This window comes from Methanolapillus millepedarum (assembly GCF_032594115.1).
GTDB classification, from domain to species: domain Archaea; phylum Halobacteriota; class Methanosarcinia; order Methanosarcinales; family Methanosarcinaceae; genus Methanolapillus; species Methanolapillus millepedarum.
Window position 1 is genome coordinate 644,802 of record NZ_CP131060.1, and the last position, 20,840, is coordinate 665,641.

At 44.2% G+C, this 20,840-nt stretch carries 16 protein-coding genes, 1 tRNA gene and 1 pseudogene; 12 read left to right on the forward strand and 6 right to left on the reverse strand.

What is annotated here, in order from left to right:
• Positions 1 to 93 precede the first annotated feature (93 nt).
• From cobA to MsAc7_RS03110, 6 genes are all read left to right on the forward strand, one after another.
• Positions 94 to 852 (forward strand): uroporphyrinogen-III C-methyltransferase, encoded by a 759-nt coding sequence (gene cobA, locus MsAc7_RS03085; protein ID WP_338103129.1) that lies wholly within the window; start codon positions 94 to 96, stop codon positions 850 to 852.
• A 32-nt stretch (positions 853 to 884) separates the two neighbouring features.
• The gene (locus MsAc7_RS03090) at positions 885 to 1,676 is read left to right on the forward strand and encodes a uroporphyrinogen-III synthase (protein WP_338103130.1); all 792 of its coding nucleotides are present in this window, start codon (positions 885 to 887) and stop codon (positions 1,674 to 1,676) included.
• 294 nt (positions 1,677 to 1,970) lie between these two features.
• Positions 1,971 to 2,627, forward strand: a complete 657-nt coding sequence (locus tag MsAc7_RS03095; protein WP_338103131.1) for an ATPase — start codon at positions 1,971 to 1,973, stop codon at positions 2,625 to 2,627.
• A gap of 131 nt (positions 2,628 to 2,758) precedes the next feature.
• The gene (gene ahbC / locus MsAc7_RS03100; protein ID WP_338103132.1) at positions 2,759 to 3,976 is read left to right on the forward strand and encodes a 12,18-didecarboxysiroheme deacetylase; all 1,218 of its coding nucleotides are present in this window, start codon (positions 2,759 to 2,761) and stop codon (positions 3,974 to 3,976) included.
• A gap of 169 nt (positions 3,977 to 4,145) precedes the next feature.
• Positions 4,146 to 4,229: transfer RNA gene (locus tag MsAc7_RS03105), tRNA-Leu, on the forward strand.
• Between the two features lie 219 nt (positions 4,230 to 4,448).
• Positions 4,449 to 4,706 (forward strand): BRO-N domain-containing protein, encoded by a 258-nt coding sequence (locus MsAc7_RS03110; protein WP_338103133.1) that lies wholly within the window; start codon positions 4,449 to 4,451, stop codon positions 4,704 to 4,706.
• Here the strand turns inward: MsAc7_RS03110 and MsAc7_RS03115 are convergent.
• Complete coding sequence (locus MsAc7_RS03115) at positions 4,703 to 5,578, reverse strand: CBS domain-containing protein (RefSeq protein WP_338103134.1); 876 nt, start codon at positions 5,576 to 5,578, stop codon at positions 4,703 to 4,705. The genes MsAc7_RS03110 and MsAc7_RS03115 overlap by 4 nt on opposite strands.
• A 549-nt stretch (positions 5,579 to 6,127) precedes the next feature.
• On the opposite strand from MsAc7_RS03115, the gene MsAc7_RS03120 reads away from it, so the two are divergent.
• Positions 6,128 to 7,120 (forward strand): NOG1 family protein, encoded by a 993-nt coding sequence (locus MsAc7_RS03120; protein WP_338103135.1) that lies wholly within the window; start codon positions 6,128 to 6,130, stop codon positions 7,118 to 7,120.
• A 130-nt stretch (positions 7,121 to 7,250) separates the two neighbouring features.
• On the opposite strand, the gene MsAc7_RS03125 is transcribed toward MsAc7_RS03120, so the two are convergent.
• Complete coding sequence (locus tag MsAc7_RS03125) at positions 7,251 to 8,192, reverse strand: hypothetical protein (RefSeq protein ID WP_338103137.1); 942 nt, start codon at positions 8,190 to 8,192, stop codon at positions 7,251 to 7,253.
• Positions 8,193 to 8,750: 558 nt separating this feature from the next.
• Here MsAc7_RS03125 and MsAc7_RS03130 point away from each other — a divergent pair.
• The 4 genes and pseudogenes from MsAc7_RS03130 to MsAc7_RS03145 all read left to right on the forward strand — a co-directional run.
• Positions 8,751 to 9,500 (forward strand): annotated as a pseudogene (locus tag MsAc7_RS03130) (4-phosphopantoate--beta-alanine ligase); the annotation flags it as partial.
• Positions 9,501 to 9,694: 194 nt separating this feature from the next.
• Entirely contained in the window at positions 9,695 to 10,372 is a 678-nt protein-coding gene (locus MsAc7_RS03135; RefSeq protein WP_338103138.1) for an HD domain-containing protein, read from the forward strand.
• Between the two features lie 120 nt (positions 10,373 to 10,492).
• Positions 10,493 to 11,077: a hypothetical protein gene (locus MsAc7_RS03140; RefSeq protein WP_338103139.1), complete on the forward strand. Its 585-nt coding sequence runs from the start codon at positions 10,493 to 10,495 to the stop codon at positions 11,075 to 11,077.
• A gap of 166 nt (positions 11,078 to 11,243) precedes the next feature.
• Positions 11,244 to 12,335 carry an endonuclease/exonuclease/phosphatase family protein gene (locus MsAc7_RS03145; RefSeq protein WP_338103140.1) on the forward strand — a complete coding sequence of 364 codons (1,092 nt, stop codon included), beginning with the start codon at positions 11,244 to 11,246 and terminating at the stop codon, positions 12,333 to 12,335.
• A gap of 137 nt (positions 12,336 to 12,472) precedes the next feature.
• On the opposite strand, the gene MsAc7_RS03150 is transcribed toward MsAc7_RS03145, so the two are convergent.
• The 4 genes from MsAc7_RS03150 to MsAc7_RS03165 all read right to left on the reverse strand — a co-directional run bounded on the left by MsAc7_RS03150 (position 12,473) and on the right by MsAc7_RS03165 (position 19,910).
• Positions 12,473 to 13,618: a tetratricopeptide repeat protein gene (locus tag MsAc7_RS03150; protein ID WP_338103141.1), complete on the reverse strand. Its 1,146-nt coding sequence runs from the start codon at positions 13,616 to 13,618 to the stop codon at positions 12,473 to 12,475.
• Between the two features lie 949 nt (positions 13,619 to 14,567).
• On the reverse strand, positions 14,568 to 16,109 hold the full coding sequence (locus MsAc7_RS03155) for a catalase (protein WP_338103143.1): 1,542 nt from the start codon (positions 16,107 to 16,109) through the stop codon (positions 14,568 to 14,570).
• Between the two features lie 292 nt (positions 16,110 to 16,401).
• On the reverse strand, positions 16,402 to 17,547 hold the full coding sequence (locus tag MsAc7_RS03160) for a DNA topoisomerase IV subunit A (protein WP_338103457.1): 1,146 nt from the start codon (positions 17,545 to 17,547) through the stop codon (positions 16,402 to 16,404).
• 473 nt (positions 17,548 to 18,020) lie between these two features.
• Entirely contained in the window at positions 18,021 to 19,910 is a 1,890-nt protein-coding gene (locus tag MsAc7_RS03165; RefSeq protein ID WP_338103144.1) for a DNA topoisomerase VI subunit B, read from the reverse strand.
• A gap of 186 nt (positions 19,911 to 20,096) precedes the next feature.
• On the opposite strand from MsAc7_RS03165, the gene MsAc7_RS03170 reads away from it, so the two are divergent.
• Entirely contained in the window at positions 20,097 to 20,792 is a 696-nt protein-coding gene (locus MsAc7_RS03170; RefSeq protein ID WP_338103145.1) for a hypothetical protein, read from the forward strand.
• Positions 20,793 to 20,840: the final 48 nt, after the last annotated feature.

Genomic DNA, 20,840 nt, shown 5'->3' on the forward strand with positions numbered 1-20,840 from the left:
AATGAAAGCAACAATTTTTTATCTTAACTTTTTATTCATTCATTTATCATTTTCATCTATCATTTTATTTTAAAATTTAAGGATTTATCAAAAATGACGAAAACAGGAAAAGTTTATCTGGCGGGTTCGGGCCCGGGGGACCCTGATCTTTTAACCGTCAAAGCGCGCCGTTTAATCGACGAAGCCGATGTCGTGGTTTATGACCAGCTTCCGGGAAAAGCGATTTTGGATTTGATTCCCGCAAAAACTGAAAAAATCGACGCCGGAAAATATGCCGGAAACCATACGCTTGCGCAAGATGAAATCAACGCCGTCATCGTTTTAAAAGCGAAAGAAGGAAAAACGGTTCTCCGTCTCAAAGGCGGCGACCCGTATGTTTTCGGGCGGGGCGGCGAAGAAGCGGAAGAATTGGTGAAAGCCGGCATTCCTTTTGAAGTGGTTCCGGGAATTACGTCCGCCGTTGCCGCGCCGGCCTATGCCGGAATCCCGATTACGCACCGCGACAGCAATTCCATGGTAACATTCATCACGGGACACGAGGACCCGACCAAAGACGAATCCGGGCTTGATTGGGAACTGTTGGCCAAATTTAACGGAACGCTTGTCATTTTCATGGGCGTAAAAATGCTTGCCCGTAACTGCGGCGAACTTTTGAAGTACGGTATGGACCCGAAGATGCCAGTCGCCTTGATTGAGCGGGGAACCCGTCCGGATCAGCGCGTGACGATCGGAACGCTGGACACCATCTCCAAATTGGCCGAAGAGCGTCATGTGAAAGCGCCGGCGTTGACCGTTATCGGGAAAGTTGTCAACTTGCACGATATTTTGGGCGAGCAAATTGTTAAATGGTAAAAAGGTCTAATTTTTAAAAAAAGGTGAAATCCATGAGTGAGCATCCGGTTCTTGCCATAATGCGTCCCGAAACGTACCGTGAATCATCCGTCGCGGCCGCGAAATCCGTCGGTTTTAAACCGCTTTTCGTTCCGGTCGTCACGCTTTGTGGTATGAAAGACGAGGTTTTTGACGGTTTTGTCAGCCGTGTTTTATCCAACAAGTCCGACTATGTCATTTTTACAAGCGCGAACGGTATCGAATATACTTTAAAAAACGTCGGAAAAGAATCGGAAAAAAAGTTCATCGACGCTTTAAAAAAGACGAATATCGTCGCCATTGGCCCGACGACCAAGAAAAAATTGGAATCGGTTGGCCTTTCAAGTTCGTTGGTTCCCGGCGAATACAGTTCAAAAGGTTTGGTAAAGGAATTGGGAGATTCTGTTTGCGGAAAAACGATTGATATTCCGCGAAGTTTTTACGGGTCGGACGTGCTGACCGACGGTTTGCGCGGTGCCGGCGCCGATGTTTATGAAACGCACGTTTATACACTCAACGCCCCCGACGGCGAAGAGCAGGACGAATTGGTGGAAGCGGCGCTGGCCGGAGAGGTAGACGCGTTTGCGTTTACCAGCTCCATGATGGTTCGAAATTTCATTGATTTGGGTGAGCAAGCCGGCGAAAAAGAAAAGCTGATCGATAGGGTCAATGACGCTTGGGTCGGCGCGATTGGTTTTCCGACGGCTGAAACCTTGGAAGAATACGGCATTGTTGTGGATGTCGTTCCGGAAGAATTTACGTTTGAAGCGCTCGTTTCGGCGATTAAAAAGAAGATGGATGAATAAATCTAAAAGTGAGATCAATGGTGTTTTTTCATTCCGTTTCTTCAAATTCATGAACATTTGTTATATATGTCCAAAGGTTTAAATACCATCAATCGTTCTTTAAGATAGGTTTTTTAAAAGTGTAAAGGATGTGAATCAAATGACTCATTGTAACTATTCGGAAGAATTGAGACAAATCGATATGGTTATGAGAAATTTTAAAGTAATTCCATATCCTGAAGTTGCTGAAACATTGGATCAGGCCACGAAAGACACTATTGCTTTTTTGAACAAAAGGTAATTCGCCCTATAAATATGACAGATGGCGAACCTAAAATGTTTGTTTTTGCCGGGCCGAACGGTTCCGGAAAATCAACCGTTGTCAAACAGTTTTTAAATCAGGGAATGTGTCCGGATAAATACATTTGTCCGGATAATTTTATCTCAAAAGATAAACGTGAAGATGTTGCCGCTTATATTCAGGCGATGAAAGAAGCTGAAGCCGTTCGCTTGGAATTGCTGAATGCTAAGGCTTCCTTTACTTTTGAAACCGTTCTTTCAACACAAGATAAAGTCAATTTCCTTTCAGCTGCCAAAGATCTCGGCTATTGCATCACCACTGTTTACATTACGACATCGGATCCCCAAATTAATCTCAAACGCATTGCTGAGCGTGTCAAAATGGGCGGCCATGACGTTCCTGAAGATAAGGTTTTATCCCGTTATGAAAAAACCATGAAGTTGATGCCGGAAGTTATTCAAATCTCCGACGCGGCTTTGGTTTACGACAACTCATCCAATTGTCCGGTTCAAGTGTTTGAAAAAGATGATTGCGGGAGTTACCTGTTGTTGAACCGGGAACAACGGCACAGCTGGGTGGACAAATACATCACGACCGCCTTCTCGGAGCGAAAGATTCCGATTTCACAAGATTTGAATGTCTTTGAAACCGAAAAGTGGAAAGGATTTTAATTTCAAATCATCATTTCAAATTGATCAAAAGTTTCGGCCCTCTTCTTTAAATTTTTTATTTTTTATTATTCAGAATGTTTCCTATTTTTATTGGAAAAGCTTTTATTGATAATGGTTATAAGGTTACGGCTATGATTGGTATTTCTAAATTATATTGCGGAACGGTGGAGCCGTCTGATGCTCTTCGGTACAACCGCGATTCAAAACGTCTCCCGTCTCATTTGCTTCAGTTTTCGGCCGACAAAAAACCGGTCGTCGTTTGGAATATGACAAAACGGTGTAATTTAAAATGCGTGCACTGCTATGCGCATGCTATTGACCCGTCCGTTGCCACTCCTGATGAATTGACAACGGCAGAAGGAAAAGCGCTCATTGACGATTTGGCGGCTTTCGGCAGTCCCGTGATTTTGTTTTCGGGCGGCGAGCCGCTTCTTCGGGATGATTTGGTGGAGTTGGCCAAATACGCCAAGGAAAAAGGAATGCGCGCTGTCATTTCCACAAACGGAACGCTGATTACGAAAGAAAAAGCGAAGCAGCTTAAAGAAGTCGGACTTTCTTACGTCGGTATTTCTTTAGATGGCATGGAAAAGGTCAACGACTCTTTCCGCGGTCATAAAGGCGCTTTTTTGGAAGCGATGGAAGGACTTAAAAATTGCCGGGAAGAAGGCATTAAAGTCGGGCTTCGGTTTACCATCAACAAGAACAATGTATCCGAAATTCCGGCGGTTTTCGATCTTTTGGAGCGGGAAAACGTTCCGCGGATTTGTTTCTACCATTTGGTTTATTCCGGGCGCGGCAGCGACATGGTTGATGAAGATTTAACGCCGGAAGAGTCGCGCGCCGCCGTTGATTTGATTATGGAAAAAACCGCCGAGCTTCATGCCCGCGGCTATTTGGCGGAAGTGCTGACGGTGGACAACCACTGCGATGCGCCGTACATTTATCTCCGGCTTTTGGAAGAAAACCCGAAGCGTGCCGCTGAAGTTTACGAACTGCTGAAAATGAATCAGGGAAATTCCACCGGCATTGGGATCGGCTGCGTTTCTTGGGACGGCAGCGTCCATGCGGACCAATTCTGGCGCCACCATACGTTTGGCAACATTCGGGAACGCAAGTTTTCCGAAATTTGGACTGATACGTCGGATCCGCTGATGAAAGGCCTCAAAAACAGAAAGGAATTGCTGATGCAAAACGCGCCCAAGTGTGCCCGCTGTCAATGGGTTGACGTGTGCAACGGCAACTTCAGAGTGCGTGCGGAAGCGGTTTCCGGCAACGTCTGGGGCGATGATCCGGCCTGCTATTTGACGGAAAAAGAAATCACGGAAATTCCGGAAGCGCTCAAAAAGTAAGGCGATTTCATCAAAATTTGAAAAATGGCTGTCCGTCCTTGGCGCGCGCCGGGCACCGGAAAATAAAAAATGGTGTCCGTTTTTTAGAAAAATCGAAAAGAAAGAACGGTTTGTTCTTCTTTCTCATTTTATTTTTTTGTTATGTTTTATTTTGTTTTAATTTTCATTTGCGGGGGTTGCCAAGCCGGTCAAAGGCGCAGGGCTTAGGACCCTGTCCTGTAGAGGTTCGCGGGTTCGAATCCCGTCTCCCGCATACGTAATATTTTTATTGCCACAAATGTAGACTGACATGCTGCAGTTTGTTTTTGTTTTATTGCGTTACCTCCATTTTAAAGGCAATGGTGTAATTATTTATTCAGGAGATGTAATGTTACAGTTAAAAATTTCATTAATGGAATTAAAGTAACTATAACTACATCCCTTGAAGAACAAGAGGAAAAGTTTATTCTTACACGAATGTGGGTGTGAAGACATGGAAGAGAATAAAATTCAATTGTTTGAAGATAAGCGCATTCGAACGGCATGGGATGAAGAAAACGAAGAATGGTTGTTTTCCATCGTTGATGTGGTCGGTGTTTTAACAGATCAGCTGACACAACGCAGTGCAAGTAATTATTGGGCAAAATTAAAAGAGCGTTTGAACAATGAAGGTGCAGTTCAACTGCTGACAAATTGTCAGCAGTTGAAATTTGTCGAATTAACGACAAATTTCGACTTCAATCAATTTTAATAAACAGCCAACTCATTCAAAACATCGGTTTTGGACAAAATGCCTTTCGGAGCTCCATCCACGGTCACAACCAGCTGTCCAATGTTATATTTGTAAAACAGTTTAACGACGTCGTAAAGCTGAGTTTCGCCGTCCACCGTAATGAGTTCTTTGGTCATGACGTCTTTCACTTTGGCATCCATTTTGGACGATGCCACCGCGCGCGTCACATCGGTGGTGGTGATCACGCCGACGATTTTTCCTTTATCTTCGACGGCGGCGCCGTGAAGGTTTTTGTTAATGAAATGTTTGGACGCTTCCTGAAGGTCCGCATTTAAACTGATAGCCGCCGTCAGCGGTTTCATGTAGTGTTTCACGTGTTTTTGCGGCAGAGAAACTAATTCTGTGATGTCGATTAAAATGAGATTGTTGCTGTCGTCGCGGCCGTAAACTTCGCCGCAGACGGTGAGACGGTTGACAGGCGTCGGTCCGACTTGGATTTTGTCGCCCGCGTTAAAGCTTTTGACATTTCCGATAATTTTGATAATGCCTTTGCAAATGTCCGGGTTTCGGACGGTTGTAAAAGAAATTTCAGCGGTTGTCGCATTGTTGACGATGACGTTGTTTCGGTAGACGGGGACGTTTGTTTCTTCTTCCATAACTTCAATGTTGAGAACTTGGTAAGCTTCGCCGGTCGGTCGGTAACCGCCTTTCGGACCCGGGACACCTTCGACCAGGCCGAGCGCTTTTAAAAGCTGCATTTGATTCCGAATGGTGCCGGGGTTTCTGTGAATGAGTTCTGCGATTTCCTCGCCTTTCACCGCAGATTCTTTTTGCCGTTGAATGTTAATCAATGCCGCTATGATATCTTTTTGGATTGTTGTTAAGTCCATTTTATCACCGATTGAAGAATAAAAATAAAGAAGAAGTTTGAACAAGTGACATTTTTGTTTATTAAATTAATGATTAACAATTGCTTTAATTGTCACAATTATTTATATAGATATGCTTTGAAACGGATTTTATGAAGACTCCGGAACGACTTAAAGAGGCATGTGCTTTGCGGAAATTAAATGAGTGATGAAAATAGGGCGCTGAAATGGAGGAAATGTTGAAAAAATTGATTCAGATTGATTGGAAAATAATGAAGTAACTCATTGAAACATTGATTGAAATGACAATTAAAAAAGATTGATTGAAATGACAATTAAAAAAGATTGATTGAAATGACAATTGGAAAAGGTTGATTAAATGACATGGAAAAGATTGGCTGAAATGAGGAGTTGATTGAAAAAACGAATGATTTAAGAAAGGCTTATATCTCATTTGTCCGTGTATCGGTTCAATTATAATCCATTTTTATATCAATCCTGAATTTTCGAACGTCATTCATTCCTAAATTTATTGATTTTTAGATAATGATTCATATCTGGGTTTTATTTATGATTTTTGAAAAAATAAAAACAATTCCGACGTCTGAAGAGCTTTTGGACAAAGCTTTCCGGCGCTCGACGCGTACCATGGCCGGCAAAAAAATTGACGGGCCGACTTCCCGCTGCGAGGCAAACGAAGCGATGCTTCTCACCGCCGCGAACATTTTAACCGACAATTTGGCGAACATCACCCGGATGTTTCCGAATTTTGAGTCTCTGTCCCCGTTTTACTATGATTTGGCAAACATTTTAATTGGCGTTGACGAAATCAAAAAATCGCTTTCCCGGATTGACTGGGCGTCTTCCAAAATTCATACGATGGCGCGCGAATATGTCGGCAAAATCCGCGGAAACCCGACGCCCGGCGATACCCGAAAGGAAGCGTTCGGGCGCATCAGTTCAATTATCAATTCGATTGAGCCGGATTTAAAACTTCTCGGCGACGCCCGCAACATCCTTCGGGATTTGCCCGACATCCGTGACGAGCCAACCATTATCGTTGCCGGATACCCGAACGTCGGAAAGTCCAGTTTTGTCTCTTATGTGACGAACGCAACGCCTGAAATTGCGCCCTACCCGTTCACCACCAAAGGAATCCTGATTGGTCACATGGTTGTGAATAACATCCGGTATCAAGTGATCGACACGCCCGGGCTTTTAGACCGTCCGATGTCGGAAAGAAACGATATTGAGCTTCAGGCGATTACGGCGCTTCGCCGGCTTGATGCCATTGTTGTGATTTTAATTGACCCGAGCGAAAGCTGCGGTTATGAAATCAAAGATCAGATCAAGCTCGCCAAGGAAATTCAAGCGCAATTTACATTACCGTCAATTATCATCGGCAACAAATCCGATCGTGACGAATTTAGAAAGGTTGACGGCGTCGATGGTTTCATTTCTACAAAAACAGGTGATGGAATTGATGATTTGGTCAAAAGATTAGTGGAGATGATTCCGCTTCCGGAAAAAGAGTTTGAAGAGCCGAATCCGTTCGGCTACTGATTTTCTTTTTGTTTTTTTCTTTTTGTTTATTTTTTGATGGGCGGCGCCGCGCGCATTACAGCGACACTTTTTATCTTGCGTTAATATGTGATGGTTGGTTTTAATTTGATTTGGTCCTTTTGAGTCGATTTCATTTTATGTGGACGGAAACCAAGAAATCCTCCTGTGCTTTTTTATTTTCATCCAATCTCGCGTCCAATTCCGTCATTTTGTTTTTTAACAACTCCTTTATTTTCAACAAATACGAAATCAATCGGTTTATTTCGTCGATATTTTCATGAATGTGTTTTCGGATAAAATAATCCGTGAAAAAGTTGTCAAACCACAAATCAATGACGTGCTCAAATGCGGTTATTTTTGTTAAATTAAACGTGCAAAATTGGTTGACGTCTTTAAGTTCCAATTCCAAAAATTTCAGTTTGGCGTTGAGCTTGCTTAATTTATCTTCAGCGGCGTTGATATGCGAATATTTAAAAATGTAAGAAATGATGCCGGACCCCATCCACATATCGGCAAACGCCCAATCGCCGGCTTTTTGAAGCGACCTTTTGACATCTTCGGCCGCTTCCCGGGCGACAGAAGCTGCATAAACAGCCTCCGCAATTTCTGTTTTTTGTCGGGCGAACAGGTCCCGGTCCGATTCCAATTTCAAATATTTCAATCCGTCCGGTTCGGAAAGGTTGCCGTCGAGATACTTCCGGCGTTTTTCAAGAGCGGCTTCATAGTGCTGCGATATTTGAAGCAATTCTAAAATTCGGTCGATCAAGTCTTTTTTCTCGGCTTTTAAACTTTCCAAGTCCGCAGCGGCTTTGTCATAATTCAGTTTGGCGCTGACTTCGTCTTGAATTTGTTTTTCTGCATGCGCGTCATACTTTTTGGCCATTTTCCGCGCAAAAGAAGACAGCGATTTTTTTTGAATATGAGCGACGTCGCGTTTCTCTTTTTCATATTTCAGAAGAAGCCGATGCACTTCTTTTTCATCTTCCTCAATAAGATTATCGATTTCCCCCATTTTCTCTTGAAGGACGGATAAAGATGATAATTTGTCGCGGACTTCGATTAAATTTTCCATAAGCTATCTTTCCGATCAAACCTATTAAAATTTATGGTTATGAAATTCAAAAGTTGTTTTTTTTTGAATGGGCGGCATGCGCGCGCGTTATGGCGACACATTTTCTTTTAGACTTGAGAAAACAGGGGCGGTTTTTTAAAAGAATCACTAAATATTAGTCGCTTATTGTTCAATTCAAGAAAGCCCTCCCGATTCAATCAGACGCGTTTCGCGTCTGATTAATCGGATTTCATGAAATGGATTGGATATAGCGGTGGCAGATGCAATTGGAAACTGAAAACAGTAGATGCAATTGGAAACTGAAAACAGTAGATGCAATCGGAAACTGAAAACAGTAGATGCAATCGGAAACTGAAAACAGTAGATGCAATCGGAAACTGAAAACGGTAGATGCAATTGGAACTGTAAACAGAAGGTGCAGACCAAAACTATTTTTTGATCATTTTACATTTCATCAAAACAGTAATTAATGCGTACATCTATTTTCTACCAAAAAATAAAAAAACAAATTCTATTTCTTCTCATCAAAAATATAATCCTCAAAAAAAGGTAAATTTTATGACAGACATTCCGAAAAATCATCCCCGTTACGAATCTTTGATGGCGCGCGAAAAAATTGTTTCCGGCGTTGAACGCGGTCTGACGAGCCGGCAAGGCTTGACAGCCCAAGGACGCGGCGAAGCTTTTGATTATCTCCTTGGTGAAAAAACAATTCCCAGCGCGTATCACGCGGAAACGGTCGCCGTCTGCCTTCTGCTTTTGGCGGAAAAGCCGGTGATTTCCGTCAATGGGAATGCTGCGGCGCTGGTTCCGAAAGAATTGGTCAAACTGGCCGAGCTGACCGGATCCGTTTTAGAAGTCAACCTTTTCCACCGGACGCCCGAACGTGTTTCAAAGATTGTCGCCGAACTCAAAAAATACGGCGCAAGCTGCGTTTTGGGCGAAAACGCTGAACCGCTTTTGAATCTTGACCATGAACGGGCAAAAGTGGAGCGGAACGGAATTTTTTCGGCGGATGTTGTTTTTGTCCCTCTGGAAGATGGCGACCGCTGCAAAGCGCTCGCGGAAATGGAAAAATTGGTGGTGACGGTGGATTTAAATCCGCTCTCAAGAACCGCGCAAACGGCCCATGTAAGCATCGTCGATAACTTGACGCGCGCCATCCAAAATATGATTGATTTGGTTCCGGATTTGGTGCTTTTGAGTGAAAGCGAACTTTGGGATTTTGTCGAGCAGTACGACAACAAAATGATTTTGGCGGACGCCCTGGAAGAAATGAAAGAGCATTTGACCGAAAAACAAAATGAACTCATGGGAATTGAATCGCCAAAGGAACCGACGCCGGAAGAAATTGAGGAAATGGAAAAACGGGCGGAGAAGCGCAAGAATTTGATGATGCGCGGCGCCGATTTGATGATGGAATAATTCAAAAAATCAAATCCAAATATATATCTAAATTGACCCAAATTCTAAAAATTAAGGAATTAATCACCGGTGAGAACATGAACGATTTGTCCGCGGCGCAATTTCAAATCATTGAACATGCGCGTGATTTTATGATTCAAATCTTGGACAAAGAATCGACATCTCATGATATCGGCCATGTTTTTCGTGTGGAAAAAAACGTGATTTTTCTTCAAAAGAACGAAGGCGGAAACATTTTTTTGATCCGGCTTGCCGCGCTTTTGCATGACATCGGAACGCAAAAAGAAAACGAACGGGGCGGCGACCACGCCGTTTACGGGTCGGAAATGGCGTTTGACTTTCTAAAAAGTGAACAGCAAAAATATCCGGATTCCATCTCTGACGCTGAAATTTCAGCGGTTTGCGATATGATTTTGTCCCACCGGTTCAGTTCCGGCAAAAAACCGGAAAAGATTGAAGCTCAGATTTTGCAGGACGCTGACCGGTTGGACGCGCTTGGCGCTGTCGGTATTTTCCGATCAATTTATTCGATGGGATCGCTTCGGATGCTCAAAAGTTTGACCGGAATCGACAAAGGCCAATCTAAAAAAACGGTTTACACGAAAGATCCGGTGGAAGGATTTTACGCGTATATGAGTTACAAGCCGCAGGAAATCCCGAATCGTTTGAATACGGAAACGGCAAAGCGGATCGCAAAGGAAAGATTGGAATTTATGGAGTTGTTTGAAAAACAGTTGCGGGAAGAAAACGATTGATTTTGGATTTATTTCTGATTTCATATTTTTTATATTACTGAGGGAGAGAATATGTTAAAAATCATATCAAAAGCATTTTTTTTGATTGTCATTTTTTTCATTTTCAATTTTACAACCCCGGTGTTTGCAATTGAATCTGATTCCTCCCTTTTTAGAACAGACGATGTTCTGAAATCTCCGAATACCTTAGCGGAAAATCAGGTAAAATCCACTGTTGATAATACACCTCCAACAAAACCGGAATTAATGGACGAGTTCAGAAAAGATCCCGACGTTCTTGCTGTCTATGGAATAATCCCCTATAAATCAAAAGGGGTGGACGCTTATGATTGGTGGATTTTGCGATGCGATATCGTCGACTCAATCTCCCGAGATGGAGGACTTGATGATTATTTATACCCAAACAGAGGCGCAATTATCGGCTATGGACCTTTTGAAGGCGGTTATATCCTTGTTTCTGTTTATGATAAAGACCGGAATAATGTAACATCTCAAGATTTAGATGAAATGAGAAGTGTCTTTGAAAAATATGCGACAGAACGGGGAGTTTCTAACCTCCCGATTGTGTTTAAATGTTCTGATATGGGCACTTATCCGGAACCTGATCCGGAACCACCTAAGCCCATTCCCGAATTTGGAGTTTTTATTTCCATTTTGATTTTTGCAGGACTTTCCGGTTTAATTTCCATGAAAAAACAAAAATAATTGATTTCACTCTATTTTTTAAAAAATGGCTCATATTAAACTTACTGCCGCCGCATTTGCCCGTCTTTTCCCACTTGCCGTTTCTTTTCTCAATATTATAAAAATCGGTTCTATATCTTTCGTTTATAGAATAATATTAAATATATTCATGTAACTATTCAAGTTTATGAAGCTTAAAAATTTGCTCCCGCTTCTTTTTGTTTTTTTACTCCTGACAACCCTGTTCTCAGGATGTATCAGCTTAGCTGATAACGGTACCGATGTGAACGATTCTTCAAACTCTTCCCAAAATGCTTCAAACACAACACCGGACAACAATTCCGGCAATGGTTCCGGCAATGGTTCCGGCAACACCTCTGCCGGACTTGAGAACGAAACAAAGACGTGCGGCATTTGCGGCGAAGACTTGCGCCCGAAAACGCGCGTCAACGTGGCGGCGTTTAACATTCAAATTTTCGGCGCGTCAAAGTCCTCTAACCCCGAAGTCATGGATGTTCTCGCCAAAACGATTCGCAACTACGACATTGTCGGCGTTCAGGAAATCCGGGACGCCTCCGGCGATTCTCTCCCGAAATTGGTTGATTTAATCAACAACGGAACGGATGAAAACGGGACGCCTTACAATTACGATTATGTGGTCAGCGACCGGCTCGGACGTTCCACCAGCAAAGAACAATATGCCTACATTTACAACAAAGACAAAGTGTATGTTGCCAGCGAACCGATAACTTACCCCGAACCCGACGGCACCGACCCGTTTGAACGGGAACCATATATGGTGACGTTCCGGTCCAACATCGGCAACTTTGACGCGCTTTTTATTTTGATTCACACAAAACCCGACGACGCCAAAAATGAAATCGCTGAACTCGACCGCGTCGTCGAATACGCGAAAACCATTTACGTCGGCCAGGAAAATTATGTCATCATGGGTGACTTTAACGCCGACGGCTCCTATTTCAATGAAAGCGGCAGTTCGGATTTGAAATCCGACAAATACGTGTGGCTGATTACAAATGACATGGTCACGACCACCAAAACCAACAACACCTACGACAGAATCGTGATTACGAAATCCTTAGAACCGTACGTGACCGGAAATGTCGGCGTTTATAATTACAGCGCCGCTTACGGTCTCAATCCATCGCAAACAACAGCGGTGTCCGACCACTATCCGGTTTACGTTGAATTTTTGGCTTGGGTCGGCGAATGGGGACGTATGCTGTTTATGAGAATGAGTTCAGGCATTGTTGCCTGAATTTCTTTTTTTTTGATTTTTAATCAATTCTGAACAGATTGATTTTTTCTTGTTTTATTTTCATAAAACCGGAATTCGGGTTTTGGCGCGCGGCCGCCGCCCGAAAAAAGAAAACGATTGGTTTTATTCAATTGAATTCAAACGCCAACTTGTTTATTTTTTTGCGCGTCCACCAATTCCTTATACCGCGAATCCATGGAAATCGCCTGCTTAAAAGCCTCATCCGCCTTTTCATGGTCGCCGGCCGCCATATGGCAAATGCCTTTTCCGAACCACGCTTCTGCCGACGGGTTAAGATCCAGAACTTGGTTGTACACATTAAGCGCTTTAAAGATGGCGCCGGCTTGGACGTATGCAAATGCCGCTTCAAGATACGCGTTTTCAAAATCCGGCGCGATCTCTATTGCTTTTGCATACGATTCCGCGGCGCGGTTGAAATCTTCAAGCATCGCGTACGTATACCCTTGGTTGAACCAAACATCGGCTTGATTGCCGTCGATTTCAATCGCTTTGTTAAACGAATAAAGCGCGTCTTCAAATTGCCCCATCGCGTTTTGTAAAATACCTTTGTTGTTCCAAGCGTCATCAAAATCGGGATGCATCTCCAAAACTTTGTCGTAGCCGAGAATCGCGTTCACGCCGTCGCCCAGTGCGTCGTAAGCAAGCGCTTTATAATACCAAACATCAGCATCTTCCGGGTTCATTTCAAGAACTTTGTCATACAAAGCGATCGCTTCTTCATACCGACCGAGTGCCGAAACCGCAACGGCTTTTCCGAAAATCGCTTCTTTAAAGTCCGGGGAAAATTCAAGCGCTGCGTCATAACATTTCACCGCCTCCTCAAAATCCAAAACGCTGCCGAACACAACCGCTTTTCCAAGCCACGGCATTTCAAATTCGGAATCCTCAAGAATGCTGCGGTCAAAATAAGACGCTGCCTTTTCAAAATCACCGAGTTCAAGTGCCGCAAAGCCGGCGAAGCTGAGCATCTTAGCGTCTTCCGGATACAAGGTTGCGGCATGTTCGTAAACCAAAAACGCTTCCTCTTTTTCTCCAAGACCGCTGAGCGCGTCGGCTTTGTTTTTGAGCAAATCATAATTGCCGGAATCCAGCAACAATCCGTCATCCAAAGCGATGAGCGCTTCTTCAAAAGCGCCGGCCGAAAGTAAATCTTTTCCAATCCGGTTCCAATCCTTTGCCGTCATTTCCTTTTCTTCATTCGGGCAAGAAAACATGGCGTCGTCTTCGTCCGGAATTTCGTTTAAATTTTTATTGTCCGTCATTTTTGTCTTCCTTCGTTTGATTTGTTTAATGACAAACAAACCGATTGTATTAAAAACCTACCTAATATCTTACGAGTATTATAAAAAAGATTTATCCATTTCAGGCTGCGTTTATTGTTTTCTATTATAGATTGCACCTTCTGTTTCCAGTTTCGGATTGCATCTGCTGTTTTCAGTTTCGGATTGCACCTTCTGTTTCCAGTTTCCGATTGCATCTTCGGTCTCCAGTTTCGGATTGCACCTTCTGTTTCCAGTTTCGGATTGCACCTTCTGTTTTCAGTTTCGGATTGCACCTTCTGTTTTCAGTTTCCGATTGCGCCTACTGTTTTCAGTTTCCGATTGCATCTTCTGTTTCCAGTTTCGGATTGCACCTACTGTTTTCAGATTCGGATTGCATCTGCTGTTTTCAGTTTCCGATTGCACCTACTGTTTTCAGTTTCCGATTGCATCTGCTGTTTCCAGTTTCCGATTGCATCTGCCACCGCTATATCCAATCCATTTCATGAAATCCGATTCAATCAGACGCGAAACGCGTCTGATTGAATCGGGACGGTTCGCTTGGTTCGTTTAAATTTGCCGTTCATTTATAATTCCAGAAAATGCAGCGCTATAACGTGCCGGCAAAAAAGAAAAAAATCAAAAGAAATCCCACGGTAAAATCCATTACAAATAAATTTTATTTATATTATACATTACTTTTATATTTATTTAATTCCATTAGAGCCTAAAAACGGTTTATTAAAATTGAAGAAAATTTTAGAATTGAAAAAGGATGATCAGATGGAATTTAAATTAATGCATTATGTCGCGATTTTATTGGTTTGCCTCATTATTTTGTCCGCATTCCTGATTTACTATTTCTTTTATTAAATTGATTCAAAAAAGAAACGCCGGATGAATATCCGGCACCTGTTTATTTTTTAAATTGTTTCAGTTTCTCACCGTCATTTTAAATCAATTTTTCCACATCGGCCCAAGAAATTCCCATGGCTTTCGCAACGCCTTTTCCGTATTCGATATCGGCGCGGGCGCAGTTGACAGCATGCCGAATCTTTATTTTGTCTTCGGCGCCGCAAATGGCGCGGGCGGTGTTGTCAAAAAGCACTTGTTTTTGCGCGGGACTCATCAAATTGAACAATTTTCCAGGTTGCGTGTAATAATCGTCGTCATCTTCCCGGAAATTCCAGTGGTCAGCGTCGCCGTAAATGGAAAGAACAGGTTCTTTAAATTCCGGCTGCTCCTGCCATTCGTCATAACTGTTCGGCTCATAATGCAGCCGGCGTCCGTAGTTGCCGTCCACACGGGTATATCCGTCGCGGTGGTAGCTGTTGACCGGGCATTTCGGGGCATTCACCGGAATTTGCATGTGATTCACGCCGAGGCGGTAACGTTGAGCGTCGCCGTAGGAGAACAATCTTCCCTGAAGCATTTTGTCCGGCGAAAATCCGATTCCCGGGGCAACGTTGGCCGGATTGAAAGCGGCTTGTTCGATATCGGCAAAGAAGTTTTCGGGATTTCTGTTCAGTTCAAATTCGCCGACTTCAATCAGCGGGAACTCGCCTTTGTACCAAACTTTCGTGAGGTCAAACGGATTGTACGGCATGTTGCGGGCTTGTTCTTCCGTCATGACTTGAATATACATTTTCCAGCGCGGGAAGTCGCCGCGTTCAATGCTTTCAAACAAATCGCGCTGATGGCTTTCCCGGTCTTTTCCGACAAGCGCTTCCGCCTCTTGGTCGGTCAAATTTTGAATGCCTTGCTGCGTCACAAAGTGGAATTTCACCCAAACACGCTCGTTTTTGGCGTTAATCATACTGTACGCGTGACTGCCAAATCCGTGCATATGGCGGAACGATTTCGGAATTCCACGGTCGCTCATGGTGATGGTGACTTGGTGAAGCGCTTCCGGAAGCAGCGTCCAAAAGTCCCAATTGTTGTTGGCGCTTCTCATGCCGGTTCTCGGATCGCGTTTGACGGCATGGTTGAGGTCCGGGAATTTTAGCGGGTCGCGCAAGAAGAAAACAGGCGTGTTGTTGCCGACCAAATCCCAATTGCCTTCTTCGGTATAGAATTTCATGGCAAATCCACGGATATCACGCTCGGCGTCGGCGGCGCCGCGCTCGCCCGCAACGGTTGAAAACCGGACGACCATTTCCGTCTTCTTGCCGATTTCGGAAAAGATTTTGGCGCGCGTGTACTTTGTGATGTCTTTTGTCACCGTAAATGTACCAAAAGCGCCGGACCCTTTGGCGTGCATGCGGCGTTCCGGAATGACTTCGCGGTCAAAGTTCGCCATTTTTTCAAGGAACCAAATATCTTGAATCAGCACCGGTCCGCGCGGTCCGGCCGTCATAATGTTCTGGTTGTCAACAACCGGCGCACCGGCGGCTGTTGTCAGTCTCGGCTTTTTCATCGACTCGTCGGTGCAACCGCTCATTTTGTCACCCATTTTTTGATCCGTTTTCTTGTTGTTCATATTTTTGTCTTCCATGGTATCACTCGGATTGATTGGTTTGGCACAACGGTTCAATCATGCCGTTATAATATATCTCATTAGTCTTATAAATATAAATAAATTATTATATAAAACATTGGAGTGTTTATATATTCTCATTTTTACATTTTGCATGTATGAAAACAGTGCTTAAAATATTCACGACGAATATCTTTTAAAAAAGGCCCTTGTTTTTTGGAATCGAAGGAGAATCCATCGCTGTAACACACGCAGGCCGCCGCTGAAAACGAAAAACAAAAAAAAGAAGAAAGATTTTGTTCAATCTTTCTTACAAAATTCCCATATCTCGGAGCCGGTCCGGCAAATACGTTTCCGTTACGAAATCCAGGCCTTTTCCGGCAAACGCCTGCTGTTCGGCCTTTTTGTTGATTTCAAGTTGCAAATTAATCTGCTCTTTCCAATATTTGGATTCAAAACGCGGGTCGGTCAGCTCGCTTCGAAGCGCCGCAATGTCCTGTTCCGTCAATTTGTCGGTGGCCAGTTCATATTCCACAATATCGGACGGCTGAACGCCTAAAAATTTAGCGTCGGGCGTCGCCATGAATTCCGACAGGTGCGCGCTTTTGATTGCGCCGTACGCAATCGATGAAAAAATCCGGTACGACCACGGGTCGCCGTCCGTGAAAACGGCGACCGGGAGTCCGAGTTCCATATTCATGCGGCGGATAATCCGGCGGGTGGACCGGGCCGGCTGACCTTTCAAATGAACCAAAATCGCGTTGTATTTTTCATCAAAACCGTTTTCGATCAAACGTGCGTACATACCGCCTGTTTCAACGGCGATGACCATGCTGGCGTCATGCCGGATGAACTCGATATTTTCCACGTTAAACGGAATCTGGTAGCCGCCTTCGCCGATGTCCTGCTGGCAGTGAATGTCGCGCGAGCCGCGCTTTGTTTCTTCTCGAATTTGAATCGGACCGTACATCGTCGCCCCGTCTTCTTCCGGCCGGATGTGGAAAAATTCACGCTGGGCGCCGGTGATGATTTCAAGATCTTCGATGAGCCTGTCGCTTTCCGTCTGAGCGCCGAACTTGGCCGGGCCCCAGCCTTCCGAGATGTAATACAATTCTCTTAATGTGGATCCGCGGTTGTTTTTCAGATGTTCGGACACGACGAAGTCCGATACGTAAACGGTTTTTAAAAGCTGGTGCGCGCCCTTGACGGTTTTGGCGGAACGTTCGCTTTCAATATCGCCGTAGACCCACACCTCGCTGGAATCGCTGTATTCCAAATTCCGTTTCGTCCGCGACGGCATGAGCACGTGCGGAATCACGCCGGACGTAAATTGGTCATAAAAAGCGCCCGCCAATTGAACCAGTTTTCCTTTCGTCCACGTGTCGTTGATGACTTTTTTCTCCCGGATTTTTTGCTTGTACGCGTCGCTGTTTGTATCGATATTGTCAAAAACCATGGTCGGTGGCGTTGAGTCTGCTCTCATCTTATTAAATTCTGATTCCAATTTGGATTCCAGTTCGGATTCGACAGCGGACTTCGGCCGGATTTCGTCATCCGACTCCTCTTGTTTGGATTTCTTGGAAGACGGTTTTGATTTGGGAGAGGATTTCATCGGTTCGGAATCATTATTCGGCGATTTTGCGGCCGGCTTTTTGGAGCCGGCCTTCTTTTTCTCTGTCGTCACAAATTCAGTTTCATCCTCCGAAAGCACGATTTCTTCGTCCGCCGATTCGGCGTCCTCGTCAAAATATTCGCTGTCGGATTCACCATCGTTGCGTTCTTCTTGACCGCCGTATTCCTCGTCAAACCCGTATTCAAATTCGGATTCGTAATCGCCGATATCGGATTCATAATCAGAAGCGGGTTCTTCATTTTTTGTGTTTTTCGCGTTGCTCTCTTTTTTATTTGCCATGGCCTTCCCCTCCGAAATTAAAATTCTCCGACCGCTTTTGCGCCGGTAACATCATCTTCTTCAAGTCCTTCGACGATCACTTCTTCCATGTACCGGACATCGCTTTCGTCGGCGCCGTCGAGCATAAACCGGAAAACTTTGGATCCGGCGGGCGATACGGTCACATCCCATATGTAATCGTAATTATTCCCCAGGCTGACGATATTGGTCGGCGGCGGGCTTGGCGATTTGATTTCGCCCGGCAAAATTTGATGAAGCTTAAATTTCTTTTGCGTCGTTCCGTAATTGCGAATCGCAATGGACACGAAATAAACGCCGGACTGGCTTTCCGTTCCTTTTTCAACAACTCTATGAACCAAAAGGTTGCCCATGATGTTTGCCACCACCGGTTGAATGTCGGGCGTATCTTTTTCAACGATTGCCGACACTTTTTTGGCCAAAAGCGGTAAAATTTTCGTGATGATGACTTCTTTTTCCCGGCGCTTTTGAAGGTCGCCTTGTTTTCCCAAATATGTTTTTAATTTTCGGGCGACTTCTTTGACCGCAAGCTCGGTTTCCTCTTCTATGATTTCAATGTCGGCCACAGCGTCTTTGGATTCCGACGTAAACGGCACATTGACCGACGCAATGTGAATCAGCAAAATAAAGGGACCGATAGGCAGTCCACCGCCGGGCTGTCCGATTCCGTACTGTTTCCATTTGATGTTTTCAACGGCGTGGGTGAGCGCGCAAGCGCCTTGCTGGTAAAGAAGCGGCACCCGGTTCGCAAACCGCATCAAGTTGATTTTATCTTCTTTGGGCAAATTTCCGCCGTAAGCGATTCCGACTTCGATCACAAACGGATTTCCGGAATGAATCGCCGGTTTTCGGGCGGCTGTGGCGATAAAGTCTACGCTGTATTCTTTTTTCATCCCTCGGTAAATCAAGTCTTCCGTGATCGGTGACAGGCTGTTTGTTGACGGCGCCATGATTTTGACTTTTTTAAAGGCATCCAAAAGCTTAATCGCGTCGTTTCGGGTCAGTTCGTGCGGGTCGCCTTCCCGGTCAAGGCCGGCCGCGTCGCAAATTTCTTCCGCCGTTTGAAGGCCGATTTTAGAAAAAGAGTAGCGTAAAAACGGCGCCAATTTTTGGCGTTCCGTGTGTTGAAGCATTTTGATGAGCGTTCCCAGCTCAATACCGTGCGGGTGCGGAAGAACTTCCTCCGCTTGCTTCGGAATTTCATCGGTTGCCCGCTCAAAAAGGATTTCATTGCCGTCGGGTTCAACCAGCTGGATGCGTGCGTGCGGGTTGATGATGGCGGTTGATTTTAAATATTCGTAGACGGATTGCTTCCGTCCTTTGACATAAGAGGCGCCCATTTCAATTTCAATGCGGGTGCCGTGCGGACGAACCCATTCGACCACTTCGTCTTTTAGAATGTCGGGTTCGTTCGTGCTGGTATTGATCATCAGTTCAAAATAGTGCGCCGGCGACTTATGGTCCACACGGGAAATAATTTTGGTATATTTGCCGGCCGTAATTTGGGAATACAAAACCGCCGCTGAAATGCCGATACCTTGCTGGCCGCGGCTTTGTTTAAGCGCATGGAAACGCGAGCCGTAAAGCAATTTCGCGAAAACCTTCGGAATTTGTTCTTTGACAATTCCGGGACCGTTGTCTTCGATAATGATAATTAAATAATCGCCTTCTCCTCGTTCGATTTGAACCAAAATGTCCGGAAGAATTCCGGCTTCTTCGCAGGCGTCAAGCGAGTTGTCCACCGCTTCTTTAACGGTTGTAATCAATGCCCGTGGAGCGGAATCAAAACCCAAAATATGCCTGTTTTTCTCAAAAAACTCCGCGACGCTGATGGATTTTTGACGTTTGGCCAACTCTTGTGCAATCGGTGTTTCGACTGATTTATCCATAAAAAACTCCTGACGAAAGTTTCAAAAATATAAATATACGATTTTGAATAAAATGTGGGATCTACAGAATAATGAGTGGTTTACATATAACGGTTCTTTTAATAAATACTTTGCATTGAGGGTGAAAGTATTTAAAAACGAAAACAATATGTTTACCGCAATAGATGAAAAAGCAGGATTAAAAAAATGAATCAACTTGAGTCTTTTTTTCCAACGTTGAATGATAAAAATACGCCGGCAAAGGATTGTTCCGTCGTTCTTTTGTCAAAACCGGCTGATGATTTTAAAAGTCAAAACGAATTGTACCAGCAAATGAAACAAACAGCAGAAGCAGAAAAACTTTTCAGACTTTCCGTTTTTTTGACGGAAAGAGAAAAACTCCTTTTTTTAGCGCCGGCCGGTCCGGATGAAAACGAAACGGAAGACGATTTATTGTTTTGCGCCAAAGCCGGAATTTCGGTAATGGAAGAGCTTCGAATTGAGCCGAAAATCGGAATTATTTCCGGCGGGCGTGAAGGCGACTTCGGACGGGACCCGCGGGTAGATAAAACGCTCACCGACGCCAAAAACCTTCAAAAGCGGCTGGACCTTGAAGTAATTGCCTCCAAAAATTATACGATTTTGATTGAAGAAGCGGTCAAAGAAGCGAATTTTCTCATTGTTCCAAACAGTTTGTCCGGTGAACTGATTCTAAAAACGGTGACCGGAATCGGTGAAGGCCGGGAAATCGGAAATATTTTGCTGTTCAAACAAAAGAATTCAACTGACGCTGCCGATTTTAAAACAATTTATATCGAACAATTAACAGAAAAAGGAAATCCGAAGGATGCCGAAATTTTGAAAAAAGCGCTTTGTGCTAAAATAAAACAAGGGTTACGATAAGAACAACTTTCAAGGAGAAAACGAAGTTGTTTTTGAAAAAGCGAGGAG

Coding starts and splice junctions, on each gene's coding strand:
- cobA (WP_338103129.1), top strand. CDS start 94: ATGACGAAAACAGGAAAAGTTTATCTGGCGGGTTCGGGCCCGGGGGAC.
- MsAc7_RS03090 (WP_338103130.1), top strand. CDS start 885: ATGAGTGAGCATCCGGTTCTTGCCATAATGCGTCCCGAAACGTACCGT.
- MsAc7_RS03095 (WP_338103131.1), top strand. CDS start 1,971: ATGACAGATGGCGAACCTAAAATGTTTGTTTTTGCCGGGCCGAACGGT.
- ahbC (WP_338103132.1), top strand. CDS start 2,759: ATGATTGGTATTTCTAAATTATATTGCGGAACGGTGGAGCCGTCTGAT.
- MsAc7_RS03110 (WP_338103133.1), top strand. CDS start 4,449: ATGGAAGAGAATAAAATTCAATTGTTTGAAGATAAGCGCATTCGAACG.
- MsAc7_RS03115 (WP_338103134.1), bottom strand. CDS start 5,578: ATGGACTTAACAACAATCCAAAAAGATATCATAGCGGCATTGATTAAC.
- MsAc7_RS03120 (WP_338103135.1), top strand. CDS start 6,128: ATGATTTTTGAAAAAATAAAAACAATTCCGACGTCTGAAGAGCTTTTG.
- MsAc7_RS03125 (WP_338103137.1), bottom strand. CDS start 8,192: ATGGAAAATTTAATCGAAGTCCGCGACAAATTATCATCTTTATCCGTC.
- MsAc7_RS03135 (WP_338103138.1), top strand. CDS start 9,695: ATGAACGATTTGTCCGCGGCGCAATTTCAAATCATTGAACATGCGCGT.
- MsAc7_RS03145 (WP_338103140.1), top strand. CDS start 11,244: ATGAAGCTTAAAAATTTGCTCCCGCTTCTTTTTGTTTTTTTACTCCTG.
- MsAc7_RS03150 (WP_338103141.1), bottom strand. CDS start 13,618: ATGACGGACAATAAAAATTTAAACGAAATTCCGGACGAAGACGACGCC.
- MsAc7_RS03155 (WP_338103143.1), bottom strand. CDS start 16,109: ATGGAAGACAAAAATATGAACAACAAGAAAACGGATCAAAAAATGGGT.
- MsAc7_RS03160 (WP_338103457.1), bottom strand. CDS start 17,547: ATGGTTTTTGACAATATCGATACAAACAGCGACGCGTACAAGCAAAAA.
- MsAc7_RS03165 (WP_338103144.1), bottom strand. CDS start 19,910: ATGGATAAATCAGTCGAAACACCGATTGCACAAGAGTTGGCCAAACGT.
- MsAc7_RS03170 (WP_338103145.1), top strand. CDS start 20,097: ATGAATCAACTTGAGTCTTTTTTTCCAACGTTGAATGATAAAAATACG.